Source organism: Aquiflexum balticum DSM 16537 (genome assembly GCF_900176595.1).
Taxonomy (GTDB): domain Bacteria; phylum Bacteroidota; class Bacteroidia; order Cytophagales; family Cyclobacteriaceae; genus Aquiflexum; species Aquiflexum balticum.
In genome coordinates, this window is record NZ_LT838813.1 from 4708601 (window position 1) to 4734679 (window position 26079).

Consider the following 26079-nt stretch of genomic DNA (forward strand, 5'->3'; position numbering starts at 1 on the left):
ACTGAAAAACGAAAATAGGTTTTGGATTATTCCGGAGAAATCCGTTAACCCAACTTTCCGATCAGCCATCTGCCAATTCCCGGGAAATGCTGGCCTAAAAACGCCAAAATCTTCCCATGCCCGGTAAAAACAAATGATTTCTTTCTTTTTCCAATGGCATTCACCATCACTTTGGCAGCCTTATCAGTAGGCCACATCAGGTTTTTTGGTCTTGGATCCTTATTTTCGGGATGAAAGACACCATCATTATCTACCCTGGTGATATCTGAATCTACAAAACCCGGGTGAATAACCGTACAGCTTACACCTGTACCTTTCAATTCCAACTGCAAAGTCTGACCAATCGAACGAACTGCTGCTTTGGACGCGCCATAGGCCCCGGTATTGGGATTAGGGAGATAAGCTGCGACACTTCCAATCAGTGCCAATCTTCCTTTACTGTTTTTCAAATGAGGAATGGCAAATTTGGCAGTCAAGGCCAATCCGGTCACATTGCCATCCATCTGCCTTCTCCAATCCTTTGCCGTAAGCTTTTCCAATTTGCCATAAATCCCAAATCCTGCATTGGCAATGGCCACATCCAAGCGACCATATTGTTTAATGATCGCCGCCATAGCAGTTTCAATCTGTTGCTCCTCCAAAATATCACAGGGTACTACCATTCCTTCCCCGCCAAGTTTTTTCACTTCCTTCAAAACCTCTTCCAATTCTGAAGTTCTACGTGCGGAAAGAGCTAAAATCCCTTTTTGCCTGGCAAATTCATAAGCCATAAATTTCCCCAACCCAGAGGAGGCACCTGTGATCCAAATGACTTTTCCTTCAAATGTATTTTCCATAGTTGCTTTCGATTATTTTTTCAAATTAAGAAAAAATGAGATTTAAATGGTTATGGCGTGGCACTTATTTAAATAAACTGGAAAAAGCTCAAATTTTAAACCAATATTTGTTAAAATAAAATTTAACTTGCATAAAATCAGGTATTTAAATATATTTTGAAAACCTTTTTATCATGAACATTTTAATAGTTGGCGCTTCAGGGCAGTTGGGATTTACCATTTGCCAGAAACTCATCGACTCAGGAACAGGCCATTCCGTTTTTGCTTCGCATAGAAAAAGCTCAAATACTTCTGCTTTGAAGGAGCTTTCCGGGCTTCATACCCGGTTTTTGGATCTTACAGATGCTACAACTTTCGCATCCGCTATCCAAGGAATTGACGTGATCATCATTACAGCAAATACGGCTACCCCAAGCAAAAAATCGGATTCATTTAAAGATGTAGATGAAAAAGGAGTCATGGCATTGATTGATGCAGTTAAGGCAGCTCGGGTCCAACAAGTGATTTATGTATCTGCACTTCCTTTTGAAAATCGTGATAGCAAAGTTCCTCTTTCCCAAGCCAAAAGAGCTGTGGAAAAACATTTAAAGAATTCAGGTTTGAACTATACCATTATTCAGCCAACAGCCTTTATGGAAGTTTACTTTCCCTTCTTTGGAAGTACAATACCCCTGAGAGGATTGAAAGTCTGTACAGTCAATAGGCCGTTTGAATTTTCCAATAAGTTTTTTGCAGGAATCAAAAATGATATTGAGCTAAAAAACACTTTCAATGTCATTGGAAAAGGCGATAAGAAAAATGCCTATATCAGTATTGACAATGTAGCAGATTTCTGCATTTCAGTCATTGACAACTCCAAAGCTTCCAAAAAAACCCTTCAAATCGGTGGCCCGGAGCCCTTAACTCCTATGGATATCAAAAACATTTTCGAAGAATTGTATGGCAAACCATTGAAAGTAAAAACCACGCCACCTTTTGTTATCAAGTTATTGTCAAAAGTCTTCTCCGTATCCAATAAGGCGGCAGCAAATATCATGGCCATGAATTATGCCATTGCCACCGCTGACAGTATTCCTCCGAACAGTTTAAAAACCGCTGAGGAATTTGGTGTAAACCTTATCCATCCAAAGGGATTTTTAAGTCAAAAATTCAATACTCCAGAATGACGAGACTTAAGACATAAGATTAAAGACACAAGATCAAAATCAAACATCAAATGTCTCGTTTCTTGGCTCCCCGTGCCGATAGCTATCGGTACGGGGCAGGCATTTTTTCTTGTTTCTTGGCTCTTGATTCTTGGCTCTCCCTTCTAACTTCTCACTCAGAAATTCCCAAAATATCGAAAACAAAAGCAAACTCTCTCGCCAATTCTCTCAGGCTTTCAAACCTGCCACTCGCGCCACCATGTCCGGCATCCATATTCGTATAGAGGAAAAGTCTGTTGTTGTCAGTTTTCAAAGTTCTCAGTTTCGCCACATATTTGGCAGGTTCCCAATATTGAACCTGAGAATCATGAAGACCTGTGGTGGCCAGGATATGCGGATAATCTTTTGCTTCCAGATTGTCATATGGGGAGTAAGACAGCATATAGTCATATTGCTCCTTGATGTTTGGATTTCCCCATTCCTTCCACTCAAATGTGGTCAATGGTATGGTCTCATCCTCCATGGTAGTCATTACATCAACAAATGCCACCTGTGAGATAACACCTCTATATAATTCAGGGGCCATATTGGTAATTGCACCCATCAACAAACCACCGGCACTTCCACCTGAAGCAAAGAGCTTATCCTTGGCTACATAGTTATTGTCCTGTAGCCATTTGGAACAATCTATGAAATCGTAGAAGGTATTCTTTTTATTCATCATTTTACCATCCTCATACCACTCACCGCCCATTTCCTGTCCGCCTCTGATATGGGCAATGGCATAAACAAATCCCCTGTCCAATAAACTTAAGCGGGAACTATTGAAATCCGCTTCTGTTGAATAGCCATAAGAACCATAAGAATAAATCCAACCTGGACTTGTTCCGTCTTTTTTAAATAAATCTTTTCTGTAAACAATAGACATCGGAATCCTTTTTCCATCCCGGGCAGGTACCATGATTCTTTCGGTCTGGTAATTTTCCTTATTAAAATCTCCCAAAACAGCTTGTTCTTTCATCAATGTTTTCTCCCTGGATTCCATATTGTAATCAAAAGTAGAATAGGGAGTGGTTAGAGAAGTGTAGGAATACCTCAACATATTGGTATCAAAACCGGGATTGTATCCCAAACCGGCATAATAGGCAGGCTCTTCAAATTCAATTTGATGTTCAGAATTATCAGATGTGCTGATAATTCTAATTTTGGCCAAGCCTTCTTTGGTCTCTTGAATAGCTAAGAAATCTTTAAAATAATCCACACTTTCAAGGAAAATATCGGACCTATTAGGAATGATATCTTTCCATAAACCAACTTCAGGATTTGAAACAGGAGCTTCTACCAATTTATAATTGACTGCATCCCTGTTAGTATAAATATAAAATTTATCTCCACCGGCATGATCTACACTGTATTGGACATTCTCCTGCATTGGATTTATCAATTTTGGTGTACCTGGACTATCGGCATCCAAATACATGGCATAAGAAGCATCTGTTCGTCCCGAACTGATAATGATGTATTTTTTGGACTTTGTCTTTCCGACTCCACAGTCCAACGTTTGATCTTTCTCTTCAAAAACCACCTCATCCTGCGTGGCATATTCTCCCAGAATATGCCTTTTGACCTGGTAGTTTCTCAGGGTTTTCATATCAGGAATTGAATAATAGAATGAATTGTTGTCATTGGTCCAAACAGCATTGCTCCTGATATTTTCAATTTTATCCGGAAGCATTTCGCCGGTCCGGAGGTCTTTGATCATGACGGTAAAAAAATTCCTGCCAACAGTATCCATGATGATTGCTGCTAGATTATGGTCAGGACTTACAGAAGTCCAAAAACTGAGAAATGATTTGCCTTTGCCCAATTCATTACCATCCATAATAATTTCTTCCGGAGCATCCAAAGAACCCTTTTTACGTGCATAAATGGGATATTCTCCACCTTCTACATATCTGCTGTAATAGTAATAATCGTCCAATTTATAGGGGACAGAAGAATCGTCCTCCTTGATCCTGCTTCTCATTTCATTGAAAAGCTTTTCCTGAAAACCTTTTGTATGGGCCATCATGGTGTCCAAATATTGATTTTCCGCGGTCAGATAATCGATTACTTTAGGGTTTTCACGCTCGTTGAGCCAATAGTAATTGTCTATGCGCTTATCCCCATGCTTAGAAGTGATTTCATAAGGTTTTATTTCAGCAACAGGTGGCTGAACATCAGGTAAGTTTGATGTCGATTTTTCTGGGGAACATGCAATACTCATTCCTATAGTTATTATTAAAATGATTTGGATTTTATTTTTCATAGTCAATGGAGGGTAATATAGTTATACTTTTTCTTGCCAGTAAAGCACCAAACCTGTTTAATCGTGACGGAAGACCGATGACCGATGAAACGGGCATTTAAAGATTTAACCATAGTGTCTATTTGTTTGGCAGGTTACAGGCAATATTATGTAAAATCATAAAGGATAATCAGCAAATATAGAAAATGGATTTTGAGTATTATCCTTAAAGTGGTTATTTCGGTCTATTCCCCTAACATCATATCTAAGAACTCCTCTTTGGAGACTTCGCCTAATTTGACTTTTTTATAAAAGGCAACTTCCGGGCATTGCCCGACCTTAAATAAGAGATTGGGTTAAAGCTGGTTTTTTGTGGTTTGGATTTCTTCTTTGCCATGGAGAATAGATTTAGAACTGAAAGGTAAATAGTTGGTTTTGAACATGGATATTTTACCCTTCAAAAGTTTTTTACTTTCTTTTTCCCAGTAAAACTATCCAAACATCAATTCCCCTCCCTAACCGCAGGCCTTGGAAAAGGCGGTGGAGTGATTTCTATCTTCTTTTCTTTTTCCAATAATTTCAGGGCTTCTTCCACACCACGCTCCAATTGAATATCTCTTCCCTCGGCAAATGATTTGGCATCGATAGGAACTTCTATATCAGGACCAATGCCTTGATTCTCCCCTATCCATTCATTGCGGATGGGATCAAAGACAGCATTATCCGGTGAGGTCATGGCACCCCCATCCACAAAACTGTAGTGCACCGAAGACTTAACCAATCCGCCCCAAGTCCTTTTTCCGATCAAAGGCCCTGCATTTTGGTTTCTGAATACCCAGGGAAAAAAGTCTCCGCCTGAACCTGCCAGTTCATTGATCAGCAATACTTTCGGTCCCAATATCCCGGCGGGTAATTTGAAATGCGGTGCACCCGGCACTTCATTGGTAATGGCGCCTCTTAATTTTCTGGTCATCAGGTCCACCATATAATCGTCCAATAAACCTCCGCCATTGAAGCGCTCATCTATTACGGCTCCGAGCTTGTCCTGTTGGGCAAAGAAATAGCGGTTGAAGGATTCAAATCCGGGTCCTCCTGTATTGGGAACCCAGACGTAGGCCAGTTTACCACCGGACAGTTCATCCACTTTTCTCCTATTATCCTCCACCCAAGCCCTTTGACGCAGACCTGCTTCGGAACCTATAGGAGATACCGTCAGTTTTCTCGCTCCGGTCATATTGGACAGACTGTTTACATGAATGATGGTCTGCTTGCCAGATGTCCCTTTGAATACCTCATAAATATCCATGGTAGCATCAACCTCCTGACCGTTTACGGCGAGTAAGTAATCCCCCACTTTTACATCCAATCCGGGTTGGGACAAGGGGGCGATGAGGTTGGGATTCCAGCTTTCGGCGGTAAATATCCTTTTGATCCTCCACTTGCCATTGGCGATCTCATAATCCGCTCCCAACATGCCTGTTGCCAATGTATCCACTGCCGGAAAATCCCCTCCAAACACAAAACTATGCCCAACGGAGAGCTCTCCGTTCAGCTGATCCAAAAGATAGGTCAGATCCTGTCGGTGGTGTATGTAAGGAATCAGGGGACTGTATCTTTCCCATACATCATCCCAATCCCTACCATGGGTCCTGGGATCATAGAAATAATCCCTTTCGTATCTCCATGCTTCGGTAAAAATCTGCTCCCATTCCTTCTTCCTGTCCAGGTCCATCCTCAGTTCCATCTTGACCAGTCCGTCAGATGGGCCGGGATTTTTGTCCACACTGACCACTTTCCAATTGCCCGAAGCGTAATACAGCAATTTTTCCCTGTTCTGCGAAATCTTCACCCGACCTACCCCTTTGGTAAACTCCTCGAGTTTTTTTCCTTCGACGGTGAATTTATGCAAGGTTAACCCAGGGGCATTGGAAGCAGCTTCTGCGAGGAAGGCAGTTCCTTTTTTCCCAGCCATAATAAAATTGTAGGACTTTACCGGAACAGACAGGGACAAAGTCCTTTCTTCCAAACCATCCCAGTCAATTTTTACACTTACCTCTGAATCCTTATTTTCCTTTTTGTCATCCTTGGCTTCTCCCTTTTTGGGTTCTTCTTTTTTTGCTTCTTCTTTTTTCACCTCTTCTTCATCACTCTTTAAGGGAAAAGGGGTTTTCTCCTCATTAGAAAGCACGATCAGGTAAGCCGCATGTTCGGGGCTAGCCGGGATAGCGGAAGTATTGGCCCAACCGGAACCCAAAGCCAAATTGGTACTTGCCAAAAAATACAGGTATTTACCCCCGGCATCCCAAGTGGCGGAAAAAGAATCTGCCAGGTTATTGGTCACAGGTTTGGTTTCGTTGGTATCCAAAGACCAGATATAAATCCTTCGGAACATATTTGGCCCGGTTTTGCTGTAGGACAGGTATTTGGAATCCGGGGACCATTCCAGTTTCATATTTCCCCGCTCTATGTTGATGCCACCGGAGTCGATGGTTTTGATCTCCCCATTGGCCACATTCAGGATTTTCAGGTAAACCTTATTGTCCACAAAGGCAATAAACTTCGCATCCGGTGACCAATTAGGTTCCCAAACCATTTTGGCATCTCCAATGGATATTTTTTTTGCTGGGCTCAATCCATCCTGAGAGGCAATCAACAGCTGATATCCTTTTCCATCCTCATCAGAAAACCATGCTACCTGATCTCCTTTGGGTGACCAAATGGGGTTTCGGTCGGCTGCACCGGAAGTCCTACTCAGGTTTCGGGGGCTGCCATCCTCCACTGGTACCGTGAATATTTCCCCTCGGGCTTCCAAAATAATTCTTTTGCCATTCGGGGAAAGACTGGCATTGGTTGCCCTCGAAGTCACTTTTTCCAATCTTTGTTCAGCCCAAGGAAAATCTCCTTTTACTTCAATGGGTATTTGTTTTGCGGTTCTGCTCTCAGGATTGAACAAATGCAGCAATCCGTCCTTTTCATAAATCAATTGCTCACCATTGCCTGATAGCCACATGATATCCGAGCCTTCAAGTTGGGTCAATTGCTCCAGGTTTTTATTTGTCGGATCATAAGACCAGATATTGCTCACCCAATCCCTGTCAGATAGAAAATAAACCTTATTGCCAATGACCACAGGAAACTTATCTGTAGTCCTTTCATTGGGTATAAACTCTTCGCTCAGGTCATTCAAATCTGTAATGATCAGCGGGGTATTCTGTCCACCCCGGTAAGCCCGCCAGGTTTCATCCCAACGGGATATGGGTTCGACCACCAATTTATTTCCCCCAAGATATGATGCTCTTACTCCTCTAGGTACAGGTATCGCCTCAGAGGGGCCTCCATTCACAGGGACTTTCCACAGCCTGCTATATCCTACAGGGGCCGTGTCCCTGCCACTTTCATAGATCACATAGGCTCCATCCGGGGACCATCCCGCAACCTTGGCATCCGAGGGATGCCATGTCAATTGTCTGGGTGTTCCCCCTTCGCTGGAGACCACATATACTGCGGTAGCACCCGTCCTGTTGGAACTGAAAGCAATCTGCTTCCCGTCAGGAGAAAATCGGGGATTATCTTCAATCGCAGGAGTACTCGTCAGCCTTTTGGCCTCGCCTCCCTGAATAGAAGCAAACCAAAGGTCGGCGCCATACACAAATACAATCTGGTCTTTGCTGATATCCGGCTGTTGTAGCAGACGGGTTCCCTGTGCAAAAAGCGTCAGGTGCGAGAATAAAATCAATGCCAAGGAAAAGCAAATTGTGGCGAGTGTGGAATGTTTGTCAATCATGGTGATGGGTTTAATTATTGGTGAATGCTTGGGTTTATGGAATGACCTGTTTTAAAATTTGACAGATGACCGATGTCCGATGTAGCGGGCATCGAAGGATTAAACCGTATTATCAATTAATTTGGGAGGTTACTGGCAACATAGGGTAAAGTCATATATACCTAGTTGAAATCTTTCAATTCATACTATTTCAGTTTTGGGTATTTTCAGGAAAATTATTTCAAGTGTTTCAAAAACGGTCATTTCCAATATAGTTAGGCTTATTACCACCTAAATTTAACCATTTATATTAAAAATCCTTTGTAAGTAGTGCTAACACTTTTATTCATAATGTCTGAACCAATCTATTTTAAAAAAGTGAGATTTGGAGTTAGGATTTAAAGAAAGGTTTTCGATAGTATCGAACAATAATTTTCGATAGTATCGAATAAATATTTGAAATTTTCATGGGAACCTGAATTCAAATTTCGTTTATCACCTTCTTTTATATATAAAGTAAGAAATAAACCAAAATGAAAGCATATAGGTTTTTTACAAAAGGCTGAATCCTGCCATAAGTCAAACATCTCCAAAGCCATTCCAAAGGCCCAAAAAGAAAATACTTCAACCATATCGGACTGACAATCAATTGAAAAATCCAGATTCCAATAACCAAATAATAAAGCTGGTAATATTCCCATTCCGAATATTGGTTGAGACCGTAACCAAAAAATACCAAAGTACAGATCACAGAATGCATGATGTAATTGGTAAAGGCTGTCTGCCCCACCGCCCTGAGCCCATTCATAAGAAGTTTGAAATATCCTTTTTGGTAAATTAAAATCACCAATGCCACATGAGCCATCATAATCAGGATTCTTTGGAAATCATAAATCAAAGACACCCAGTTGATAGAATGGATTTCGTAAAATGCCAATGCTGTTTCCACATTGGGAAAATGTACAGTATTGTAAACAAAAGAGAAAATCACCAAAGGCAATCCAATCCCATATCCTATCCAAATGGTCTTGATATATTGGGACTGGGTCCATTTCAAAGTAAGGAAACCCCATTTATATAATGCTATACCCAAAAGCATCAACGCCAACATGTCCCAAATGGAAAAAATCAGGTATTTGAACTGTCCATCCCAAGCCATGGGTCTGACATGACTGGCAACTTCTGCGTAACTTCCTTTCATTAAAGCTGTATGTTCTACCACTTCTTCTTTGTTTGGAATCATATCTTTTCGGGTTTCTTCCCAAGCTTCCATTGCAGCCAATTCTTTTTCGCCCAGTTCATTACCTGCGTCTTGTAGCGCCACGGCTTCTTTATATTCCAGGTATTCTCCGCGGATATTTTGCATGAACAAAGTATTGGCTACAAATCCGATAATGGCAACAATCGGTACTCCCATGGCCAGGTATTTGGGTTTCATTTTTCTGAAAAGAAATGCCAACATTCCGATAAGTCCATAGAAATAAAGGATATCCCCCATCCAAAGTAAAAGGTGGGCATGGGCCAAACCAAAAAGTGTCAACCATATCATCCGCTTGTAAAACAACCAAGTGGCCGATTTCCCGGCTTTTTCTTTGTTGGTGGTAAAAAGGATTATCCCCGCCCCAAAGACCATGGAAAACAAAGCGCGCATTTTCCCTTCGAAAAAAACAATATTCACAGCATGTACCCAAAAATTGGTGTTTGAAGTATCCTGATTCCATGGTTCAGTGAAATATTCTTCCATTGAAAAATAGGGAATGTTCAATATCAAAATTCCGAGAAGGGCTACTCCTCTTATGATATCTATGATATCTATTCTATTGATGAGGACTGAGGGTTTGGAGGAGTTGTCTACCAACTCGGTTTCGGAAGTGGTTTGTAGGGACATATAGAATTGTTTTAAAAAGATCAATTTTTAAAAGTACCTAAAAATCAAAAGGTTTACTATTACAAAATGATGTGATTTTCTTGAAATATCATTTTTTCTTTTTCAATTAAGAGCCTAACGAATCGTGCTAATCTAAGGTAAAAAGCCTTTTTGGTACCTGTCTGGTCATACAATGGATGCCACCCCCATTCGCATTGACGTAGGTGGCGTCTATGAACACAAGTTTTTTATCCGGATGAAGTTCTTTGAAAATCTGTTCGACCTGCTTTTCCTTTTCCGGGGAACTCCCTTGGGCCGTATAAGAGGGGATAATGATTTTGTCATTGGTGAATAGAAAATTCATATAACTGGTAGCGGCGACAAATTTTAAGGTATCCCCCTCTACAAAACCATTACTTTGGTAATACTTTCTTACCCCTTCCTTTTTCAATCTTTCTGCATCCAAAATCCTATCCTCTATGACATGCCCCGGCATTGGCAGTTTGATGATTTTGAAAGGCTCCCCATCCTGGTCTCTGGCATTTTTCAGGATTTCATAATTCCTCTCCATCCTCTCGAAAGTTGCTTTTTTGATGGGATTGAGGTCTTTTTCTGATTCGTCTACCCAAGCCAATAAAATGGTGTTTTCATTGACAAACCTTGCAAATTCATCCGTATGACCATTGGTTCCCCCTGATATATAATTTTTAAAAAATTCACCGCCCCCATCTTCAGCCAAGCCATCTGATAGCCATATCACATTGGTTACACCTAAAGTTCTTTGAAACTCCTCTTCAAAGTGCTGTTTTGTCAAGGTATCCCTCATTTCATCCGAGAGGTTTCTGAACAAAAAAGTCTCTGAAACCAAAAGGGAACCTTTGCCATTTACATCAAACGCACCCCCTTCGATAAACATCCAGGATTTATCGATTACTTCATTTTTTTCTACTGCTACCAAACTGTCTATCTGCATCATCAAACGGGTTTCTTTGATGGTTTTGGCCAATGATGCAGAATCAGCATCTATGTCGGTTTGCCTTTTGATATACCTGAAATATCCTGTATGGTTGAAATCTATGGCCTTTCTTTCGCCCTGACGATTGATCACAAATGCCGGGGCGCTATCCCTTGACCAGAATACTTTATCAGCTGGAATTTGGGCAATTTCTACCCTGTCCAAAGGCACCTCTAATTCACTCAAAAAATCATGTGCTGCCTGCTTCAGGCTGTCTGAAGTTACCCAAAGCACCACATCGATATTTTCCTGCAACTCCTTGATGATACTGGCAGTGATTATATGTAGGGTATCTTCTTTTTTCAAATTACCGTCCCACCCCATCCAGACAGCTTCCTGAGGTTCCCATTCGGCAGGAAAGAAAAATGCTGAAGTATCCGGTTTCTCTTTGCAGGAGAATAGAATTATTGAGGAGAAAAATAAAAAGATGATTTTTTTCATGGCTCAATGTAACAAGAAGTTCACAATTATCTGGTTTTCAAAACAATTTCACCTACTCTCCTACCCAATCCTACAGCCTTCTCTAAAAAAATATCCTGCACTTCTTTATTGGCAAAATCCCCTTCACCTGTAATTGCTGAAGCACCAAAAGCGGCTTCAAGTTCATCCCCTCCGACTATGATCATTCCATGAATCATCATTGATCTTATCATACTGAACATCACTGCTTCCTCTCCTATGGAAAAACCTCCGCCTGTGACGAAAACCGCTCCAATCTTATCTTTTAAAGGTCTTCCATCAAAGGGCCAGGAATTGATAAACTCCTGCACTTGTGGGGTCATATTGGCATTGTAGACAGGGGAACCTATAATGATGGCCGAGGCTTTCAGAATTTCTTCTTCAGTCACATCAGCTATTGGCTTGAGGATATATTCAAGCCCTTGGACTTCGGCTACACCTTTAGCAACTGCCTCGGCCATGGCTTTGGTTTTGCCGGATTCGGAGTGGTAGGTGATCAGGATGGTGGGGGGAGATTGGGCGACCAAAGCCTGTGATAAGCCAAGTAAAAGGTTCAAAAATAAATAATGGACTAATATTTTCATTTACATATTGATTAGACGCTAAAAACGATAAAATTACCCACTTTATACCAATAAAGGAAATTTTTAAAAGGGTCTCGGCAAGCTCGACCACAGGTGCTTTTTTAAAATAAGGCGGAGGGGAAGGAAATTCGGCAAAGCCGAATTTCCTTCCCCTCCGCCTACTACAACAAATATCCGGTCACCGAGCTTGCCGAGGTGTATTTCGCATTCTAAAAGTGGTCTCACCTCAAAATGATTCTTATCCATTTGTGGCCAATCTTCTCCAACAAAGCCATAAGCTGCCTGCCTCAGCTTGAAAAAAAGATCCTTCTTTTCTTCTTCTGGCATGTTTTTATAATGCCTTTGATAGTCTGATGACTGTTAAAATGTTTGGATGGAAAATGCTTTCTTATCCATTTTCATAGCAATAACCTTTTATTCCTTTCCAGGACCATGTCATAAACTTTAACTCCTCTTGCAATTGCATAATCCGATAATTTTGAGTCTGAGGTAATCAAAAGATCACATTTTTCCGCATAGGACAATAAAAGTGAATCTGTAATCCCAAGATCGAAAAAAGCATATTCTTCTGTAGCTTTTATGGATTCAATATACTTCTCAGTAGAGTTTTTGATGACTTGAGTGATTTTAAAAATATAAGTGCTTTTTAAATTTCCTTGGAAGTTGTTTAGAAGGTTATCTACTTCTGTCCAAACATTTGGTAAAACAATTAAATCCTTAATGTCATGAATCATTGCAAATAAATTATGAAAATCTTCTTCTTCATAAATAGATGTTCTCTTATGTGATCTAATTTGCTTGATATCCACTAATCCAATCATCAAAAGCAATAAAGCATTCGTATCAATCAATACCATTTCTAATTTTCAAAAATATATAATCCAAGGACTTCCTTATGTGAGTTTATTTTTAGTCTCTTATAAACTCTTTCAAATTCAAAATTATACGAGGGTACTAAAACTCCTTTTTTTGGGTTAGTATTTTGAACCAAGAATGAAACGACAATATCCCATTCATTTTTTGATTTAAGATACTCTGCCTGTTCTAACCTGAAATCTGGATTAGAAACAGAAGTTAAGCCTTGAAGTTCAGTAACTGCAGTTTTCAGGAGGTCTTTAAATTTTACTTTTGAATCCATGACATGAATTATTTTAAACGCTTGATATATAATGCCAAGGGTCTAATATACAATAGAATTCATTTAAATGGAATTACCAAACTACCTTTAAACCACAGTCTCTATATAATTTGATATTTTCATCTTCTGTGACTAAAATAAGGAAATTTTGTAGAGCCTGGCATATCAATCAATTTTTGATTAAACATACAATTATCTTGACAAGCTGTCAAGCAACAGTCTTTTTTATTAAAACAGAATATATAAAATTCAATGAGTCCAAAGTAAAGTCCATCTCTCAAGTTGAGAATTTAAAAATACTCTCGATACCTATACCTTTTATAGTGAAGAGCCACTCATCAAATTGGACACTCTTAACTTGAAAATTCAGGTTAATAATCTTTATTTTTAAAATATTATCAAAACAACCTATATGAAAAACATAAACACCCTTACTTTATTTGGATTTTGGATAGTGATTCTATTCAGCATACCCGAAGTAGTTGCTCAGGAAAAACTCAAGTTGGAGCAATTTTATGATGTTATTAGTGTGGCAGACCCACAAATTTCTCCTGATGGTAAAGAAATCATATATACCAGAGGTTGGGTAGATAAAGTGAATGATACTCGTAGGAATGAACTGTATATCATGGATGCTGATGGCAGTAAAAACCGATTTTTCAGCAAAGGCAGTTCTCCAAGCTGGTCACCTGATGGCACTCGAATTGCCTACATGGCTCAAGGTGAACCATCAGGCAATCAAATTTTTGTCAAGTACAAGAATATGGAGGGTGCTACGCAAGTGACAAGAACAGAAAAAACTCCCACCAATATCAAATGGTCTCCGGATGGTAAATACATTGCTTTCAATCTGCTTGTTCCGTACAGTGAACCTTGGAACATAAAGATGCCTGACCGACCAAAAGGAGCTAAGTGGACCGAGGCCCCCAAAATCATCACTCAATTGAATTATAGGCGTGACCGGGTAGGCTATGTGGAAGAGGGCTTTAATCATATTTTTATCGTTTCGGCTGATGGTGGAACCCCTCGTCAACTGACGCAAGGGAATTGGAATCATAGTGGAGTAGAATGGACACCGGATGGCAAGGAAATTCTGTTTACTAGTCTTCGCGTAGAAGATGCAGAATATGAATACAGGCAATCTAATATTTATGCTGTCAACGTAGAGAATAAGGAAATTCGTCAATTAACCGAAAGGAATGGTATTGATCGTTCACCGATAGTTTCTCCTGATGGTAAAAAAGTGGCCTATGTAGGTTATGACTGGACTGATGATACCTACATAGAAAATAAGCTTTACATCATGGATATTGATGGAAAAAACCCAAAGGAATTAGCTGTGGACTTTGACCGTTCACCTTCAAGTATGTTTTGGGCAAATGATAACTCAGGTGTTTATTTCAATGCGGACTATAACGGAACAAGAAACCTCTATTTTGCTCCCATTAGAGGAGGGCATAAGCAAGTGAGTCAAGGCAACCATCTGCTGACAGTTTCGGACATCAATAAGAATGGTACAGCTGTGGGGATAATGACTGACTACCACACTCCAGCAGAAGTTATTGCATTCAATGTAACTAATCCCAGCATCAAAAAATTAACCAGCTTGAATGATAGCATGCTGAAAAATTTACACTTGGGAGAAGTTGAGGAAATATGGTATAAGTCTACTGATAATTTAGATGTTCATGGCTGGATTGTCCGACCGCCTGACTTTGATGCTACCAAAAAATATCCCCTGATCCTAGTGATACATGGTGGACCACATGGAATGTACAACGTTGGCTTCAACTTCACTTGGCAACATCACGCAGCTGAAGGCTATGTGGTACTTTATACCAATCCAAGAGGCTCATCGGGCTATGGATCAGCTTTTGGCAATGCTATTAAAAACGACTACCCCGGTAAGGATTATGATGATCTGATGAATGGCGTCGACGAGGTCATCAAAAAAGGCTATATCGATGAAAAAAATCTCTTCGTCTATGGCGGTAGTGGCGGAGGAGTTTTGACTTCTTGGATAGTTGGACATACAGACCGATTTGCTGCAGCTTCTGTCAACTTCCCAGTGATCAACTGGCTGTCTTTTGTAGGCAATACGGACGGGGTGAGTTGGTATAAAAACTTCAAAGAGTATCCATGGGATGATCCAAGCGAACACATTAGAAGATCGCCTTTAATGTATGTAGGAAACGTAAAAACACCCACCATGCTGATGTGTGGTGAAGATGACTTGAGAACTCCCATTTCACAAACAGAAGAATTTTATCAAGCCTTGAAGGTGCTGAAAGTCCCTACCGCTATGATCCGTTTCCAAAACGAATACCATGGTACAGGCACCAATCCATCCAACTATATGCGTACCCAGCTCTACCTCTATTCTTGGTTTGATAAGTACAAAAGGAAATAAGACTTAAGACTGGTTTTCAATTGAATATTTGAAAACCTAATCCTTTCAGAATAATTTAAATATGGAGCAAGTCTGAGGACTTGACTCCATATTTTTTTAACTTTTCTAAAGTTCCAAAGTTTAAAAATCTACTTGATTCAATGGCTTTATAAGTATAGACAGTTGTTCAATCTCTTAGTCCATGCGAGAAGTATTTAATACTTGCTAAAGGAAAATATTAGACTTTAACCATATCTTGATTTTTGATTTCACGCATACCCTACCCCGAGGATTGGGAAGGCGCAAAGAGTGTCGCAGCCAGCTCCTCAAACTTTTCTTTGCGATCGTCGCGTTTTCTTCATTGCGACTTTGGCGAGAAACCATCCTAAAAAAATCAAAAATTCACATGAATCCATCACACCAAAAATTTATCAGGTATTGAATATCTTACGATTTAAATAGATCTAAACATCCATTGGAAACTGATTCAAAACTTGTAATTTACTTCAATATCATATTTTTCAATGTGACAATCAGTTCTAACCTATTATGGGCCCCTATTTTTTCATAAAGGTTTTTCAGATGAAACTTCACCGTGTTTGTGCTAATAAAAAGTGTCTCAGAAGTTGCTTTGGTGTTCATACTTTTAAAAATACAGGCCAAAACCTCTTTTTCTCTAGAACTTAATGGTTCAGGCATTTTCTTGTCGATCAGTTCAAAATCCAATTCCTGGTTCCTTCCACTTTCCATTTGAGCCAAAGCCAGCTCAATAGTTGAAAATAACTGCTCATTATTGAAGGGCTTCACAATATATCCTAGCGGAGCGTAATTTTCACGGATATGTACATTTTGGTTTAAAAGTAATGAAATTTCTAATCCAGTCGAAGCTAAAAAAATAATTGCAAATTGTGTCCATTTAGGCTTAATTATAAATAATCATTTATTCAAAAAGGTAAAATGATTAAGAATCGAAAAAGCCCGGAATTATTAAATCCCAGGCTTCTTCTTTGGAGAAAATACAATTTCAATATTGTATTATTAATTGTTAAAATTTCATGAACTACCAATAGGTTGATACTATTTTCTTATTAACCAATTCTTCCTCCCCTGATTACCCTAAGGATTATTGCGATTATGGCAATGACCAACAAGATATGAATAATTCCCCCACTGTTGTAGCCTAAAAAGCCTACAGCCCAAATGATGATTAATATGACCGCAATAATATAAAGTAGATTTCCCATAATGTTGGATTTTTGGATTGTATAAAATTTATTAGTGATTAATTCCTATTTGGATACGTTTTTTAATACAGAGTTTTGTTTAAGGATCTTACATGTAAGTGTTTGGTATTTAAACAATCAAAGTAATAAAATCAACAAGATGATAACCAAAAGAAGCGCCCCTATTGAAAGGTAGACACCTCCGGAATTTCTTTTGATTTCTTCTTTGATTTCCCGGACTTCAGATCTTAATTCTTTCTTTTCGCTTCTTTCCAAATTAGACTTATCCATAGTTTTGATTTCTTCTAATCTATCTACCAATACCTGGATTTCTGCTTCGGTCATTGTAGGTTTTTTTTCTGATTTCTCATCCACTTTGGCTTGAATTGAAGCAATTGAAAAAAAAGAAAATGTTAAAACCGACAAAATAAACAACTTGATTTTTCTCATTTATATAATAATTTAGTACTGTAAGATGATGGTATTCAATCAAAAAAGCATTACAGTAAAATTTCAAAAAGTTTCATGTTTTACAGATTGATTAGAAATTGTGCAATTTTTTATAGAGATTGATCTTTTTAAAAATGACCAAAATGGTAAAAAAAAGAAATGACAGGTTAAACCTGCCTTTCTTACCGTTTATAAGCCCTAATAATTATCCTCTAACATTCCTGATTTTACTCACTTCGTTTTCTAAGGTCAGTGATGGATGATTCCAGGATGCCAATCTCTTTGTCAAGTTCAGTGAAATATGGATCCTCTAAGCCATTTTGGTATTTTAAAGAATCATTTACTCTTGATTTCAATTCCAAATTCTTTTTGTTCAATTTGAACACCTCTCCTTCAAAGGCCAGCATGATTTTGCTTTTGTCTGATTTGAATTCACTCTTGATATCATCAAGATTTTTAGTGTTTTCACTTAGCCGAAATTTAGTAGCGTTGATATATTCCTGAAATTCAAAAACTGAATCAATCACAGCCAAACTGAATTCTTCATTTACTTTTAAAGCCTCTATTTGATTATCCTGAATTTCCAATGCTGCTTTTTCATTTTTTTCTTTTGCTGGTTCAGTACAATAACTGAACCCTGATATTAAAGCTAGACTTAAAAGACCTTTCCTCATTATTGATAAAACATTCATTTAAGCCTGTATAAAATTGTTTACTTTGATCGAAACAAAAGTATACCCATTAATTTAATTTTTGATTGTATTATTATTTATATAGGTTATATATTTTACTTATCTTCATCCTTTGACTTCATTGGCATATTTTGAGATTTATTTTTTCCCTTCTTTTTTTAAAAAAAGTTGGATTATCCACTTTCAGTTGGCGCCGGTATCATTAATTCACCCAAACAAATTCAACCGTTAAAAATAACTGACAGACCTAGTTCATCCTTTTAGGATTATTTTTGGCCAAATCTTATCACCTAACCTACTCATGGATAATCAAAAAACTTAATTTTATTAGTTAAAAAAATTATGCTTTTGATGTTTTTCTTAAAATCCCAACATTTCTTTATGGAATCAAATTATCAAATAGTTTCCAATTGACTTTTTCTGATAATATTGACTACCTCATCATGCTTTTTATTCAGTCTGACTTCCAACCTTCTGATCAGTTCATCTTCCTTGCCTTCCTCAAATTCAAGATCATCATCAGTGAGTTCCGGAAATTTTTCCTGCAAAAGAGAAGATTGCCTTCCCCAATCACCTGTAACTTGATAATTTTCAATTTTAATGGTCTTTTTATTCTGCATGAAATAATTGTCTTTAATTATTCATCAAAGGTCATGGAAAAAATCTTAAGTGAATTATATTCTTACCTTTTTAGGTTACAGTTTTTACAGATTCCCAACAAATTCACCTAAAGAAATATTTGAAAAATCAACACCTAAAGGGGTTTATCAATATATATGCAGGAATTTCATTACTATTTCTGCCTAAATAATTGCTTATATCCAAAAAGCCAAATTTTAAGGTAATGAATAGGGAATTAGAAAAGTGTCAATGGTTTTCAAAATAAATTTACTTATAGCCCTTCTTCATTTCTTCTCTAATTTCCAATGCCTTTTTTAAATCTGAAAAAAACCATTTGCGCATTTCCAAAAACTGTTTTTTGTGTTTGTTTCCACTTGCTTTATGGAGCTTTTTCCAAGTTCGCATCATTTGGTAATATGCCACCACCCAGGCAAGCACAAAAGGTTTTCTGATATCAAGCAATTGATGCAGCGGAAAAGATCTAAGCTTTATGGGTAAAAATTTGGATTTTTTCCGAGGTTTCCTATCGTGAATCATGGCTGTAGTTACCTGAATACCAATCTTAAAGCCAAAATACTGGGCCCGGGCCGCAAAGTTGTTATCTTCCCCATAGTGAAAAAACACAGGATGAAACAAACCGACTTTTTTGATCAGTTCGGAAGTAAGAAACCAAGCGGCAGCACCCACAAACCTTACCTCTATTGGGTCTGAGGGCTTTTCCTTTACAAGTTCCTTATTCAGTCTGCCTGTATCCGGAGCATAATACTTGGCCACCTGACTCTGAAAAACCGGGTCCATTGCATGTCCTGTGGCATCCAATTGTATCGGACTTATAATGCCAAATTGAGGACTGAGTAAGCTTGTGGAAAGTAACTTTGAAATACAATCCTTTTGAACATATCCATCTTGATTTAATAGAAAAATATGGGAATAACCTAGTTCTAAAGCCCTTTGAATGCCTATGTTGTTTGCACCTCCAAAACCCAGGTTTGAGGGTAATTGGATCAATTCAATCTTTTCAAGAAAAGGTTTGATGATTTCAATGGTATCGTCAGTGGAGTTGTTGTCCACGATGATGAGGTAAGAAGTTACCGAACTTTGGAATAAATGCTCCAGGGATCTTTTTATCCAATAAGATCCATTATATGTTATGATAATAGTCGCAACCTTAGCCATTTTACTACAAAATATCCTTAAATCTACCTTTTTTTTCACTTTTTAAATAAACTCAAGGAATAATATCCTCTGCTATCCGTAAAATGTCTGTCCCAGGAAAATCCGGTCTTGATTGCCAATTGATCCAATTCCTTTAAGCTGTATTTCTGAGAAACTTCCGTATGGATGGTTTCATATTGGTCAAAATGAAAAGTATGGTCTGCAATATGGATATCCTGTTCTTGCATACTGACCAAAAAACTAAGCGCTGCCCCACTCAATGGATTGTATACCCCATAATGCTCAAATGCTTTGAGGTTAAAATCACCTTTCAATTCCCGATTGATCCTTTCCAATAGGTTTAAATTGAAGCGCTTTGTAATTCCTTTTTTGTCATTATAAGCAGCCCTGATGACATGGGGATTTTTCTTCAGATCGACGCCCATCAGAAAATAATCTCCAGGATTCAAATAGTCATTGACAAAACGGATAAATTCAATTGCTTTCTCACCTGGAAAATTCCCAATATTGCTGCCCATAAACATGACCAATCGAGGTTTTGGTCTGGACTCAATTGCTCTGATAGTGCTGAAATAATCTCCTGGTAATACCTCAACAGACAAGTCTGGAAGTCTTTCCAAAATATGCTGTCTGTTGACCTTCAAAATTTCTTCGGAAATGTCCATGGGAATATAAGTGATCTTTTTTCCAATATTCACCACAGCTTCTAAGAATATCAAAGTCTTGGACCCATCTCCGGCCCCCAATTCAATGATATCAAATTCCTCATGGTTGATTTCATTGGCGATCTGTTGGGATTGCTTGTAAAGGATTTCCCTTTCACAGCCCGGAAGATAATATTCATCCATCTGCATGATTTCCTGGAAAATCCTTGATCCTTTTTCGTCATAGAAATATTTGGACGGTAGATGTTTCTGGGGATCACTCAATCCCCAAATTACGTCATTGATAAAGCTGTCACTTCCCATAGTTTTTTATTTTGCCAGCCTTATTCCTGAAAAAAGCCATCTGGAGGCGGCGTGGAAGAAATTCCTGTAAGTAATTCTACTGTGGTCCTGAGGAGTAGCCACAGAGGCTCCGCGAAGGACATTTTGATTGATCATAAATTTTCCGTTGTATTCACCCAATGCCCCGGGTGCTTTTGCAAATCCCGGATATGGCTGATAGGCGCTGTAGGTCCATTCCCATAATTGTCCCCATTGTAAATCTTCCGCAGCTGCCTCCCATTCAAATTCCGTCGGCAGTCGCATACCCTTCCACTCTGCAAATGCCAAAGCTTCATAAAAACTTACATGCTGAACAGGTACATTCACATCCACTTTTTGAAGCCCTTTGAAGGTATAGTTCCACCATTCCCCATTGATTTTGTGCCAATAAAGTGGCGCCTGAATTCCTTCCCGATTGATGAAATCCCAACCTTCGGCAAGCCATAAATTAAAATCAGTGTAAGCCCCTGACTGGATAAATTCCAGGTATTCCCCATTGGTAACCAGGGATTTGGAAATCTGATATTCTCTCAAATAGACCTGATGCTGCGCAAGTTCGTTGTCATAACAAAAACTTTTTCCATCTGCTCCAATGCTGTACAAACCCGCAGCTCTTTTCACGAATCCATTTTCTGTAGCCCCTTTTTTACATTCAAATCCTTCACCATACACCGGAAAAGTAGGTTGATTGCCCAAAATGTATTTGATATCATAGACTAACAATTCCTGATGCTGCTGCTCATGGTTGATGCCGAGTTCGATGATATCCAATATTTTATCCTCCTGGTTCAGGGATAAAAATTTCACCATGGAATCCGTTACGTATTTTCTATAATCCATCACCTCTCTGACAGGTGGGCGGCTCATCAATCCACGGTTAGGCCGAAGCACCCTCTCTCCTGCGTTGTTGTAATAACTATTGAACAAATAAGCAAAATCCTCATGAAAGATTTTATACCCTTTAGCAAACTGCTGTAATACAAAGGCTTCAAAAAACCAGGTAGTATGGCCCAAATGCCATTTGGGGGGAGAAACATCCACGATGGGTTGGGGCACATAATCCTCCACTTCCAGAGGTCCACAGATAGACTCTGTGAGATTTCTACATTTTAAGAAAAGTGCGGTGAGCTTATGATTTCTGTTCATGAGTCTTATTAAAATATAGCTGATAGATAAAGTAAAGGATCATTCCTGAAAACAAAAAACTAAATGGCAACGCGAATAGGATCATCAGTTGACTAACAGATTCCAAAAGACTCTCTTTGCCTATCCATATCACCGCCATGGCAAATATAGCTATGGTAATTCCCCAAAACAGCCTAAAACGTTTGTTAGGTTCCGTTTTTCCATTGTCCGAAAACATACTCAGCACAAATATGGCCGAATCTATGGAGGTGATCAGGAAGGTAAATACCAATATAGATGCCACAGTATTGCTCAAGGCAGAAAAAGGAAAAGCTTCCAAGAAATTGAATAAACTGCTGTAGATAGATCCAAAATCTTCCAAAACGACCCTGCCTGTTTCCAGAAGCCAGAATGCATTCCCTCCAAAAACAGAAAACCATAGAAATGTCCCAAAAGAAGGGACAAAAATCACTCCAATGATAAATTGGCGGATGGTCCTTCCCTCTGAAATTCTTGCTATAAATACACCGGTAAATGGGGCCCATGCCAACCAAAATGCCCAATAGAAATAAGTCCAGTCTATCAAAAATTCCTTTGAAACCTGATGGCTTTTTAGATTCAGGCTCATGGGAACAAATTCCCACAGGTAAGCTCCCATAGATCTGAAAAGATTACCCAATGCCGACCATTCACTTCCTACAATCCAGACAAATAACAATAAGATGGAAGCCATTCCTATGTTAAAATTAGAAAGAACCCGAATCCCCCTATTCACGCCTATGAAGGCTGAAAAGGTAGCCAGAAAACATACCAACAAGACAATGAAGATTGTATTTCCCGAAGCCAGTTGGTCCCATGCTGTCAAATAAACCAAGGCACTTAACAGCTGTCTACTTCCCAGGCCTACTCCGGCTACCACGCCTAAAAGTGTACAGATAATGATCAAAAGGTCAACTATGGATACCCAGACCGTATTTTCAAATCTTTTCCCCAAAAAAGCAGAACCCAGAATACTTTTTTTTCTGATATAGAGATTATAACTGATAATCAGGCCAAATAGCCCATAAAAGGCCCAAGGGGTCAAACCCCAATGAAAAAAGGTATATTGAAGCGCAAACTCGCTATCACTGAAAACTGATGTTCTGGGCGGATTGGAAAAATAATAAACCGGTTCCTGAACAGCCCTCAACATTAATCCTCCTCCCATTCCGGTACTATACAACATGGCAATCCAGGAAAACCAGCCATATTCCGGTTTTTCCTTTCCCAATCTTTTTTTTCCTATAGGTGAAAAGGCCAGAATCAATAACAGGACAACTGCCAAAAAACCCAACCACAAGTAAAACCCTCCAAAAATCCCCATGCTGGAAGCTGTCCATTCGCCTAATTTTATTTTGAATAATTCAGGAAAAGCTACGGCAGGAATTAAGAACAAAAGGCAAAAAGCCAATGAAAGGATAAAGGTCAGTTTTTGCGTATCGATTGCCTTATTAAAAAACATTACCTACAAAATGGTTATTCGCTTCTTGGTCAATAAGCCAATATTCTGCTACAAACAGGTTGCCCGCATGTCCGGTAGGCAGGGAAGTCCGAAGTCCGATGTCGGATGTACGGGACATTTCAGTTCCTTGCCGAGAATTATATTGATTTACCATTTTACATGCATCATTGCGTACTTAAATGAACTACAATATTAAAGAATCATATATATTAACAAAGAATTATGGGTTTAAAGAGCTTATCGCTCCACTTTTACTCCCTTCCAAAAGGCAACATGGTCTTGGATTTCCCTAGCTGCAGGTTTGGCTTCCGGATAATACCAAGCGGCATCTTTATTGGTTTCTCCATTGACCACAATCGAATAATAAGATGCCACGCCTTTCCATGGACAGGTGGTATGGGTATCGGAGGGTTTGAAATATTCTTTTTTTATGGTATCTGCAGGGAAATAGTGATTTCCTTCTATTTGAATGGTTTTTTCACTTTCTGCGATGACGGTATTATTCCAGATTGCTTTCATTTTTATTTTTTAGTTTATAATATGTCATTTATCCTAGATCCTAAAGAATATGATTTAAAACTATTCTAATCCAATATCTTGGATCTTGTGTCTTAAGTCTTGATTCTTATTCCAAATCCTCCAGTAAGGTTGGAATCAATTCTGAAACAGTGGGATGCACCTGCACAGAATCCCGAATGACCGTATAAGGTGCATCAGCATACATAACATTCAAGATCCCACTGATGATTTCATCACCGCCCACACCTAGAACAGTCGCACCAAGGATTTTGTTGGATTCAGCATCCACAATGACTCTCATAAAGCCGTCAGTTTCTCCCTTTTCTCTTGCCCTTGCCACTTCTTCCATTTTTTTATACCCGACCAAGACATTCAGTCCTTTTTCTTTTGCATCCTTAAGACTGATACCTGCCCTTCCCAAAGGTGGGTCAACAAACAGGGCATAGGTCAGGATACGATCTGATAATTTTCTCTTTCCATTTTCAAAGAGATTGGTCGAGACAATCTCAAAATCATTGTAGGAAGTATGGGTAAATGCCCCTTTACCATTGCAGTCCCCTAAGGCATAAATCCCTGGAATATTTGTTTCCAGTTCATCATTGACTTGAATATATCCTTTTTTATTCACCTCAACCCCGGTAGCCTCAAGGTTTAATAGATCAGTATTTGGTATCCTGCCAACTGCCAGAAGCAAATGGCTTGCATGAAATTCAGGTTCTCCTTTCTCACAGTCAACCTTTACCCTAAAAGAGCCATCTTTATCCTTTTTAGCACCAATGCATTCGGCTTCCAATCGAAATTCAACTCCTTCTTTTTCCATCACTTTTTGGATTTCTGCTGAAACATCTTCATCCTCTCTTGAAATAATCCTATCCGCCTTTTCCACAATGGTCACCTGACTGCCAAATCTCCGGAACATCTGTCCGAATTCCAGTCCTATATAACTTCCACCGATTATAGCCAAGTGTTCGGGAAGTTTATCCAGCTCCAAAATGCTCTGATTGGTCAGATAATCCAACCCTTGAAAAGGTTCAGGAATAAGAGGTCTTGCTCCAACATTGATAAATATCTTATCTGCCTCCAAAGTTTTTCCATTGATGGTGATGGTTTTTGAACTTACAAACTTGGCCTCACCTTTATAAAAAGTAATGTTTTTCTCTGAATCAAGGCCTTTGGCTATGCCGTCCACTGATTTTTGGATAAGCTTATCTTTTCGTTCTTTGACTTTTAGGAGGTCCACTTTAGCCCCCTTTGGAATGAATACACCCAAGGCCTCTCCATTTAGGGCATCATACATCCTTCTTGCGCTGGCTACATAGGTTTTGGTTGGTGTACAGCCAACATTCAGGCATGTACCACCAAGATGTTCTTTTTCAATAAAGGCCACTTTCATCCCTTCACCGGCAAGCTTAAAAACCAATGGCGTACCTGCCTGTCCTGAGCCTATCACAATTGCATCAAATTTCATGGTCATATCTTTTATTAAAAAAATGCTCCACAGTAAATCTTAAATTACAAATTTTCCCTTGAACAGTCTAAAACTTTCAGGGATTAAATGATTAGCATTCCATTAAAAGTTAAAACTAGCTCAAAACATTTTTACCAAATGTCGGAAGACTGACAAAGATTTGGATATGTATAAAGAAGTCAAAAATGCCTGTTAAATATTATTTTGATGAAATTAAAATATAGCTCTAAATGAAAAATTGAGCAATTCAGCAATGATAAGTTAAAACCGATTACAAACTTTATTAACTTGTATGATCTAATTCAAATTCATGAAAAACACAATACTGATTCTTCTAATCTTATTTTATTCCGTTCCACTGAAAGCCCAAAACTTCTTTACTTCCCAATATCCTCAAGTTTGGGAAAGAGCATCCGAATATACCCTAGAAGTGGCCAAAGCTATGCCCGAAGAAAATTATGGATTCAAACCGGAAGCAGATGCCATGACTTTTGGGGGACAGCTGCTTCATATTGTGGATAATATCAGCTTTCTGACCCGGCTCATTTCAGGCGAATCCAAAACTTTTTATGACCGGACCAAAGCAGAAGAACTAAACAAGGATGAGATTATAGAAATCTTAGAAAATGCCAATGATTATGTAGGAAGCCTAATTTCGGGAATTTCTACTGATGATTTGAATACCGCCATTGAGTTTCGTAAACTGGAGATGAGCAAAGAAAATATTTTTTACCTGTTGAGAGATCATCAGGTACATCATCGTGGTCAATGCATTGTCTATCTCAGAATGGCAGGAGTAAAAGCGCCTCCCTATGTAGGATGGTAATACTTTTCA

24 protein-coding genes are annotated in these 26079 nt (G+C 38.9%); 3 read left to right on the forward strand and 21 right to left on the reverse strand.

Annotated elements, in window-relative coordinates; translation table 11 throughout:
* Window positions 1-44: 44 nt before the first annotated feature.
* Window positions 45-836, reverse strand: a complete 792-nt coding sequence (locus B9A52_RS19820; protein WP_084122156.1) for an SDR family NAD(P)-dependent oxidoreductase — start codon at window positions 834-836, stop codon at window positions 45-47.
* A gap of 173 nt (window positions 837-1009) precedes the next feature.
* Here B9A52_RS19820 and B9A52_RS19825 point away from each other — a divergent pair, with 173 nt between their 5' ends.
* Window positions 1010-2002, forward strand: a complete 993-nt coding sequence (locus B9A52_RS19825) for an SDR family oxidoreductase (RefSeq protein ID WP_084122158.1) — start codon at window positions 1010-1012, stop codon at window positions 2000-2002.
* 151 nt (window positions 2003-2153) lie between these two features.
* Here the strand turns inward: B9A52_RS19825 and B9A52_RS19830 are convergent, their stop codons facing one another.
* The 8 genes from B9A52_RS19830 to B9A52_RS19865 all read right to left on the reverse strand — a co-directional run bounded on the left by B9A52_RS19830 (window position 2154) and on the right by B9A52_RS19865 (window position 13094).
* The gene (locus tag B9A52_RS19830) at window positions 2154-4289 is read right to left on the reverse strand and encodes a S9 family peptidase (protein WP_084122160.1); all 2136 of its coding nucleotides are present in this window, start codon (window positions 4287-4289) and stop codon (window positions 2154-2156) included.
* 481 nt (window positions 4290-4770) lie between these two features.
* Window positions 4771-8052 (reverse strand): S41 family peptidase, encoded by a 3282-nt coding sequence (locus B9A52_RS19835; RefSeq protein WP_084122162.1) that lies wholly within the window; start codon window positions 8050-8052, stop codon window positions 4771-4773.
* A 484-nt stretch (window positions 8053-8536) separates the two neighbouring features.
* The gene (locus B9A52_RS19840; protein WP_084122164.1) at window positions 8537-9919 is read right to left on the reverse strand and encodes a DUF418 domain-containing protein; all 1383 of its coding nucleotides are present in this window, start codon (window positions 9917-9919) and stop codon (window positions 8537-8539) included.
* A gap of 127 nt (window positions 9920-10046) precedes the next feature.
* Window positions 10047-11354, reverse strand: a complete 1308-nt coding sequence (locus B9A52_RS19845; protein WP_084122166.1) for an agmatine deiminase family protein — start codon at window positions 11352-11354, stop codon at window positions 10047-10049.
* A 26-nt stretch (window positions 11355-11380) separates the two neighbouring features.
* On the reverse strand, window positions 11381-11956 hold the full coding sequence (locus B9A52_RS19850; protein ID WP_084122168.1) for a flavodoxin family protein: 576 nt from the start codon (window positions 11954-11956) through the stop codon (window positions 11381-11383).
* Between the two features lie 63 nt (window positions 11957-12019).
* Complete coding sequence (locus tag B9A52_RS19855) at window positions 12020-12283, reverse strand: hypothetical protein (RefSeq protein WP_084122170.1); 264 nt, start codon at window positions 12281-12283, stop codon at window positions 12020-12022.
* Between the two features lie 71 nt (window positions 12284-12354).
* Window positions 12355-12813 carry a PIN domain-containing protein gene (locus B9A52_RS19860; RefSeq protein ID WP_084122172.1) on the reverse strand — a complete coding sequence of 153 codons (459 nt, stop codon included), beginning with the start codon at window positions 12811-12813 and terminating at the stop codon, window positions 12355-12357.
* 2 nt (window positions 12814-12815) lie between these two features.
* Window positions 12816-13094 carry a hypothetical protein gene (locus tag B9A52_RS19865; protein WP_084122174.1) on the reverse strand — a complete coding sequence of 93 codons (279 nt, stop codon included), beginning with the start codon at window positions 13092-13094 and terminating at the stop codon, window positions 12816-12818.
* A gap of 412 nt (window positions 13095-13506) precedes the next feature.
* Here B9A52_RS19865 and B9A52_RS19870 point away from each other — a divergent pair, with 412 nt between their 5' ends.
* Complete coding sequence (locus tag B9A52_RS19870) at window positions 13507-15504, forward strand: S9 family peptidase (RefSeq protein ID WP_084122176.1); 1998 nt, start codon at window positions 13507-13509, stop codon at window positions 15502-15504.
* Between the two features lie 480 nt (window positions 15505-15984).
* On the opposite strand, the gene B9A52_RS19875 is transcribed toward B9A52_RS19870, so the two are convergent.
* The 12 genes from B9A52_RS19875 to B9A52_RS19920 form a co-directional block, all read right to left on the reverse strand.
* Window positions 15985-16290 (reverse strand): helix-turn-helix domain-containing protein, encoded by a 306-nt coding sequence (locus B9A52_RS19875; protein WP_157370229.1) that lies wholly within the window; start codon window positions 16288-16290, stop codon window positions 15985-15987.
* Between the two features lie 281 nt (window positions 16291-16571).
* Window positions 16572-16727: a lmo0937 family membrane protein gene (locus B9A52_RS25700; protein ID WP_157370230.1), complete on the reverse strand. Its 156-nt coding sequence runs from the start codon at window positions 16725-16727 to the stop codon at window positions 16572-16574.
* Window positions 16728-16844: 117 nt separating this feature from the next.
* A complete protein-coding gene (locus B9A52_RS19880) occupies window positions 16845-17156 on the reverse strand; it encodes a hypothetical protein (protein WP_084122178.1) in 312 nt (103 codons plus the stop codon).
* Window positions 17157-17383: 227 nt separating this feature from the next.
* Window positions 17384-17830: a hypothetical protein gene (locus B9A52_RS19885; RefSeq protein WP_084122180.1), complete on the reverse strand. Its 447-nt coding sequence runs from the start codon at window positions 17828-17830 to the stop codon at window positions 17384-17386.
* Between the two features lie 413 nt (window positions 17831-18243).
* Window positions 18244-18468 carry a CsbD family protein gene (locus tag B9A52_RS19890; protein WP_084122181.1) on the reverse strand — a complete coding sequence of 75 codons (225 nt, stop codon included), beginning with the start codon at window positions 18466-18468 and terminating at the stop codon, window positions 18244-18246.
* A 268-nt stretch (window positions 18469-18736) separates the two neighbouring features.
* Window positions 18737-19684 (reverse strand): glycosyltransferase, encoded by a 948-nt coding sequence (locus B9A52_RS19895; protein WP_157370231.1) that lies wholly within the window; start codon window positions 19682-19684, stop codon window positions 18737-18739.
* Complete coding sequence (egtD, locus tag B9A52_RS19900; RefSeq protein ID WP_084122184.1) at window positions 19681-20613, reverse strand: L-histidine N(alpha)-methyltransferase; 933 nt, start codon at window positions 20611-20613, stop codon at window positions 19681-19683. Before egtD ends, B9A52_RS19895 begins: the two co-directional genes overlap by 4 nt.
* Before the next feature lie 6 nt (window positions 20614-20619).
* A complete protein-coding gene (gene egtB, locus B9A52_RS19905; protein WP_084122186.1) occupies window positions 20620-21777 on the reverse strand; it encodes an ergothioneine biosynthesis protein EgtB in 1158 nt (385 codons plus the stop codon).
* Window positions 21761-23257, reverse strand: a complete 1497-nt coding sequence (locus tag B9A52_RS19910; RefSeq protein WP_084122187.1) for a BCCT family transporter — start codon at window positions 23255-23257, stop codon at window positions 21761-21763. The genes egtB and B9A52_RS19910 overlap by 17 nt, the downstream gene beginning before the upstream one ends.
* A complete protein-coding gene (locus B9A52_RS26400; RefSeq protein WP_262483127.1) occupies window positions 23247-23375 on the reverse strand; it encodes a hypothetical protein in 129 nt (42 codons plus the stop codon). The genes B9A52_RS19910 and B9A52_RS26400 overlap by 11 nt, the downstream gene beginning before the upstream one ends.
* A gap of 119 nt (window positions 23376-23494) precedes the next feature.
* Window positions 23495-23776: a DUF427 domain-containing protein gene (locus B9A52_RS19915; RefSeq protein ID WP_084122188.1), complete on the reverse strand. Its 282-nt coding sequence runs from the start codon at window positions 23774-23776 to the stop codon at window positions 23495-23497.
* 106 nt (window positions 23777-23882) lie between these two features.
* A complete protein-coding gene (locus B9A52_RS19920; RefSeq protein WP_197687244.1) occupies window positions 23883-25244 on the reverse strand; it encodes an FAD-containing oxidoreductase in 1362 nt (453 codons plus the stop codon).
* A 310-nt stretch (window positions 25245-25554) separates the two neighbouring features.
* On the opposite strand from B9A52_RS19920, the gene B9A52_RS19925 reads away from it, so the two are divergent.
* Window positions 25555-26070 (forward strand): DinB family protein, encoded by a 516-nt coding sequence (locus tag B9A52_RS19925; RefSeq protein ID WP_084122192.1) that lies wholly within the window; start codon window positions 25555-25557, stop codon window positions 26068-26070.
* Window positions 26071-26079 lie beyond the last annotated feature (9 nt).

Excerpts from the sequence above, each read along its gene's own strand:
- B9A52_RS19820 (WP_084122156.1), bottom strand. The coding sequence starts at position 836 with ATGGAAAATACATTTGAAGGAAAAGTCATTTGGATCACAGGTGCCTCC.
- B9A52_RS19825 (WP_084122158.1), top strand. The coding sequence starts at position 1,010 with ATGAACATTTTAATAGTTGGCGCTTCAGGGCAGTTGGGATTTACCATT.
- B9A52_RS19830 (WP_084122160.1), bottom strand. The coding sequence starts at position 4,289 with ATGAAAAATAAAATCCAAATCATTTTAATAATAACTATAGGAATGAGT.
- B9A52_RS19835 (WP_084122162.1), bottom strand. The coding sequence starts at position 8,052 with ATGATTGACAAACATTCCACACTCGCCACAATTTGCTTTTCCTTGGCA.
- B9A52_RS19840 (WP_084122164.1), bottom strand. The coding sequence starts at position 9,919 with ATGTCCCTACAAACCACTTCCGAAACCGAGTTGGTAGACAACTCCTCC.
- B9A52_RS19845 (WP_084122166.1), bottom strand. The coding sequence starts at position 11,354 with ATGAAAAAAATCATCTTTTTATTTTTCTCCTCAATAATTCTATTCTCC.
- B9A52_RS19850 (WP_084122168.1), bottom strand. The coding sequence starts at position 11,956 with ATGAAAATATTAGTCCATTATTTATTTTTGAACCTTTTACTTGGCTTA.
- B9A52_RS19855 (WP_084122170.1), bottom strand. The coding sequence starts at position 12,283 with ATGCCAGAAGAAGAAAAGAAGGATCTTTTTTTCAAGCTGAGGCAGGCA.
- B9A52_RS19860 (WP_084122172.1), bottom strand. The coding sequence starts at position 12,813 with ATGGTATTGATTGATACGAATGCTTTATTGCTTTTGATGATTGGATTA.
- B9A52_RS19865 (WP_084122174.1), bottom strand. The coding sequence starts at position 13,094 with ATGGATTCAAAAGTAAAATTTAAAGACCTCCTGAAAACTGCAGTTACT.
- B9A52_RS19870 (WP_084122176.1), top strand. The coding sequence starts at position 13,507 with ATGAAAAACATAAACACCCTTACTTTATTTGGATTTTGGATAGTGATT.
- B9A52_RS25700 (WP_157370230.1), bottom strand. The coding sequence starts at position 16,727 with ATGGGAAATCTACTTTATATTATTGCGGTCATATTAATCATCATTTGG.
- B9A52_RS19880 (WP_084122178.1), bottom strand. The coding sequence starts at position 17,156 with ATGAGAAAAATCAAGTTGTTTATTTTGTCGGTTTTAACATTTTCTTTT.
- B9A52_RS19885 (WP_084122180.1), bottom strand. The coding sequence starts at position 17,830 with ATGAGGAAAGGTCTTTTAAGTCTAGCTTTAATATCAGGGTTCAGTTAT.
- B9A52_RS19890 (WP_084122181.1), bottom strand. The coding sequence starts at position 18,468 with ATGCAGAATAAAAAGACCATTAAAATTGAAAATTATCAAGTTACAGGT.
- egtD (WP_084122184.1), bottom strand. The coding sequence starts at position 20,613 with ATGGGAAGTGACAGCTTTATCAATGACGTAATTTGGGGATTGAGTGAT.
- egtB (WP_084122186.1), bottom strand. The coding sequence starts at position 21,777 with ATGAACAGAAATCATAAGCTCACCGCACTTTTCTTAAAATGTAGAAAT.
- B9A52_RS19910 (WP_084122187.1), bottom strand. The coding sequence starts at position 23,257 with ATGTTTTTTAATAAGGCAATCGATACGCAAAAACTGACCTTTATCCTT.
- B9A52_RS26400 (WP_262483127.1), bottom strand. The coding sequence starts at position 23,375 with ATGTCCCGTACATCCGACATCGGACTTCGGACTTCCCTGCCTACCGGA.
- B9A52_RS19915 (WP_084122188.1), bottom strand. The coding sequence starts at position 23,776 with ATGAAAGCAATCTGGAATAATACCGTCATCGCAGAAAGTGAAAAAACC.
- B9A52_RS19920 (WP_197687244.1), bottom strand. The coding sequence starts at position 25,244 with ATGAAATTTGATGCAATTGTGATAGGCTCAGGACAGGCAGGTACGCCA.
- B9A52_RS19925 (WP_084122192.1), top strand. The coding sequence starts at position 25,555 with ATGAAAAACACAATACTGATTCTTCTAATCTTATTTTATTCCGTTCCA.